Annotated in this window: 5 protein-coding genes; 3 read left to right on the plus strand and 2 right to left on the minus strand. The window is 72.5% G+C overall.

What is annotated here, in order from left to right; translation table 11 throughout:
• A partial coding sequence (locus ACHFFZ_RS07395) for a GNAT family N-acetyltransferase (protein WP_394276007.1) occupies positions 1-532 on the minus strand: 532 nt, incomplete at its 3' end.
• Between the two features lie 85 nt (positions 533-617).
• Between ACHFFZ_RS07395 and ACHFFZ_RS07400 the strand changes: the two genes are divergently transcribed.
• Entirely contained in the window at positions 618-1,073 is a 456-nt protein-coding gene (locus ACHFFZ_RS07400) for a ribose-5-phosphate isomerase (RefSeq protein ID WP_394276008.1), read from the plus strand.
• Between the two features lie 85 nt (positions 1,074-1,158).
• Here ACHFFZ_RS07400 and ACHFFZ_RS07405 read toward each other — a convergent pair whose 3' ends face one another.
• Positions 1,159-1,356, minus strand: coding sequence for a hypothetical protein (locus ACHFFZ_RS07405; protein ID WP_394276009.1), 198 nt, complete (start codon positions 1,354-1,356; stop codon positions 1,159-1,161).
• A 56-nt stretch (positions 1,357-1,412) separates the two neighbouring features.
• Here ACHFFZ_RS07405 and ACHFFZ_RS07410 point away from each other — a divergent pair, with 56 nt between their 5' ends.
• The gene (locus tag ACHFFZ_RS07410; RefSeq protein ID WP_394276010.1) at positions 1,413-2,228 is read left to right on the plus strand and encodes an Fpg/Nei family DNA glycosylase; all 816 of its coding nucleotides are present in this window, start codon (positions 1,413-1,415) and stop codon (positions 2,226-2,228) included.
• Positions 2,210-3,679, plus strand: coding sequence for a hypothetical protein (locus ACHFFZ_RS07415; protein WP_394276011.1), 1,470 nt, complete (start codon positions 2,210-2,212; stop codon positions 3,677-3,679). Before ACHFFZ_RS07410 ends, ACHFFZ_RS07415 begins: the two co-directional genes overlap by 19 nt.
• The last annotated feature ends 74 nt before the right edge of the window (positions 3,680-3,753 follow it).

The raw sequence follows: 3,753 nt of genomic DNA on the forward strand, positions 1-3,753 counted from the left end.
TGCTGGGGTCGGCGGCCTCCACGGTGGCGCGTGGTGCATGGCGCAGCCGGAAGCGCCCGTCCAGGGCCACCTCCACCGACTGGCGACGCAGCGCCACCCCGAAACCGAAGCGTCCGTAGATGCCGGCCTCGGTGGCGGTCAGGCTCGCCACCGGACATCCCTCGGCGCGGGCTTGGGTGAGTTCGTCGGACATCATCCGGCGCAGCAGGCCCTGGCGGCGGTCGGTGGTGCGCACCGTGACGTCGGTGATGTAGCGCGCGGTGACCAACTGCCCACCGACATTGATGCGGTGGTCGAGGCTGGCCAACGTGGCCACCGGCAGCGATCCCATGCCCAGCTCGTCCAGCGGCTGGTCGCGGTGCGCCGATCGCCACCGCTGCCCGTCGGCGCTGGCCGTCTTCCACCAGCGGCGGATGGTCTCGTCGCTACCGCGGCCCTCGTTGAAGCCGAGCCTGACTGCGGCGAGCCAGTCCCGGGCCTGGTCGTCGAGGTCTCCACTGGCGGTGCGTTCGCTGAAACGGTAGGGGTCCATGACCTCGACGCTACCCACAGGCCGTGGGGCAGGCCAGCACATTTCGGCGACCACGGCCCGTCGCGGAGTCTGGAAGACTGGCGCCATGCGCGTACACATTGCCACCGACCACGCCGCCTTCGAGCTCAAGGAGTACCTGCGCGAGCAGCTGACCTCCGCCGGCCATGAGGTCGTCGACCACGGCGCCACCTCCTACGATGCCGAGGATGACTACCCCGACACCTGCATCCCCTGTGCGGAGGCGGTCGTCGCCGATCCCGAGAGCCTGGGCATCGTGCTGGGCGGATCGGGCAATGGGGAACAGCTGGCCGCCAACCGGGTCAAGGGATGCCGCGCGATCCTGGCTTACAGCACCGAGATCGCCAGCCTGGGCCGCGAGCACAACAATGCCAATGTCATCTCGCTGGGCGGGCGCTTCGTCACCAACGAGCAGGCGCTGGAGATCGTCACCACCTTCCTGTCGACGCCCTTCACCGACACCGGCCGCCACGCGCGCCGGGTGCAGAAGATGAGCGACTACGAGGACGCCCACCGCGCCTGATACGGCGCCTCCGCTGCGGCCGGGGGCGGGGTGTCAGCGTCGACGTCCCGTCGCCCTGGTCAACACCGACGTCCCGTCCCCCTGGTCAACGCCTGCGTCCCGTCGCCCGGGCCACCAGCTGCTCGGCCACGGTGCGTGCGGCCGCCCTCCGCGACTCGTCCGGGCGGCTCACCTCGCGGGCCCGCAGAGCCCGGTCCTGGTCGACCAGGCCGGTGATCCCGTCGCGGCCGAACTCCCGCTGGTGGCCACCCCTGCCGCGCTCCGCGCCACGATCATTGCCCATGGCCACAGCCTAGACTGGGCTGCCCGCCATTCCCGTCCCTGCAGGAGGTCCCACCGATGCCCGAAGGGCACGTCATCCACCGCCTGGCCCGCGCCCTCGACGCCCAGTTCGGTGGCGAGACGGTGCAGGTCAGCTCGCCGCAGGGACGTTTCGCCGACTCGGCGGCGCTCGTCGACGGCCACACGCTGGTCACGGCCCAGGCCTGGGGCAAGCACCTGTTCGTCGACTTCGACGCACCCGTCGCCGAGCACCTGCTGCACATCCACCTGGGGCTGATCGGCAAGCTGGGCCTGGCACCACTGGCAGCACCGGTCGGCGTGGTGCGGCTGAGGATCAGTGACGGCGAGGTGGCCGCAGACCTGCGCGGACCGCAGATCTGCCGGCTGGTGACCGAGGCCGACCGGGAGCAGGTCGTCGCCAGGCTGGGGCCCGACCCGATCCGCGAGGACGCCGACCCCGAACGTGCCTGGCAGCGCATCCACCGCTCCGCCAAGCCGATCGCCTCGCTGCTGATGGACCAGCAGGTCAGTGCCGGCGTCGGCAACATCTACCGCGCCGAGGTGCTCTTCCGGCAGCACATCAAGCCCAGCTGCCCCGGCAACACGCTGCGCCGCGCCAGCTTCGACGCGATCTGGCAGGACCTGGTGGTGCTGATGCGCGACGGCGTCGAGGTGGGGCGCATTGACACCGTCACCCCGGAGCACTCGCCCGAGGCCACCGGACGGACCGCGCGCGAGGACGCCCACGGCGGCGAGGTCTACGTCTACCGGCGCGCCGACCTTCCCTGCCTGGTCTGCGGACACCGGGTGCGCAGCGCCCTGCTGGAGGGCCGCAACCTCTACTGGTGTGGAACATGCCAGCGCAGGCACTGACCCGCTGGCAGGGCCTGGACGTGACCGTCGAGGAGGACGGCAGCCTCCAGGTGGCCCTGGCCGAGACTGGGGAGGTGGTGCTCGACGACGTGGCTGTGGGCTTCGACGGCGGCTGGCAGCGGGCCCGCACCGAGGTGCTGGTCGACGAGGTGGAGCAGCACTGGTTGCTGGAGCACGAGGGCGCCGTGCAGGCCCGCGCCGTGGTGCGCCACGTCTTCGACGACGCCTGGCGCGTGCGCGTGCAGCTGCAGAACCTCACCGACGTCGAGATCGCCGTGCCTCCGTGCCGCCTCGACATGAGCGCCGCCTGGCCGATGCGCCGCTGGCTGGCCGGGGCCGAGGGCCAGATCAGCATCGACGCCGGCCGCGAGGACGGCCAGCTGCTCACCCTCACCCAGCTGCGCGGCCGCTCCCGGTTGAGCGAGGGCCACAGCTGGCTCACCGACCTGCCGGTGCGCCTGGGGCCGGCTGTCACGCCAAGTGCCGGCTACCAGGTGGGCTGGCGCGGCGACTGGCTGCGCGACCAGCGGGTGCAGGCCGCGGCGCTCCCGTCGTGGTGGCCCGCTCGCACGGTGCTGGCCGATGCCCAGGAGAGCGTCCGGCTCGACCTGCCCGATGCCGCGATCGAGGCCGCCGGGGTCTCGCTGCTGGAGGACGAACAGGGAACCCACCTGGTGGCCCGTCCCGGCATCCACCTGGTGCAGGTCCATGCCGGGCGCGGCACCACCGATGTGGAACTGGCCTGGGCCGACGACCTGGTCGCCGACCACCTGGCACCTTCTGTTGAGTCCTTGGTCGGTACCGATCCCCGCGTCCTCGAGCCGCACCAGGCGGTGCTGCTCACCCGCGCGGTGCAGCACGGTCTCGACGTCGACCCCGAGCACCTGGCGCAGGCCATCGAGACGCTGGCGACCCGTCCCGGGACGGTGCACCCGCTCGCGCTGGCGGCAGCCGCCGACCTGGCGATGACCAGCCCCGATGCCGCGGATCACCTGCCCGAGATGGCGTCGAGGATGGCGCTGCAGCCCGGGGCACTGACCGTCGCCCTGCACGCGATGACCGCGAGCCGCCTGGTCGGCGGGCCTGCGACGCTGCAGCTGCCCAGTGGCGTGCCCCTGCCGGTGGCGGGGCTGGATGAGACGGTCGCCCGGGCCGTCGTGGAGGCCGAGGTCGCCTGCTTCCGGGCCGGGACGGACAGTCCCGCTGGGCCTGTGCCGCGCCCGGTGGAGCGGGTGATGGCGCTGCTCGGTGCGGGCCTTCCGGGCCACACCGTCGGCCCGCAGGCACGGGCCCTGTTGCTGGCCGTCGCCTCCCGGCTCCCGGAGCAGTGGGAGGCGCCACGCTGGCCGGTGACCGTGCCGGAGCTGCGCGAGCTGGCGCGCCACCGGCTGCTGGCCGAGCGCTGCGACGACGTCTCGCTGGCGTGGTTGCTGCTGTCCCTGGAGTCCTGAGCGTCCGCCACGACGGACGGCCGCTGCCCGACGAACCTTCGCGCGCCATGATGGGGGCATGCCTGTCCTGCGTC

The organism is Luteococcus sp., from assembly GCF_043424415.1.
In the GTDB taxonomy this organism is placed as follows: Bacteria; Actinomycetota; Actinomycetes; order Propionibacteriales; family Propionibacteriaceae; genus Luteococcus.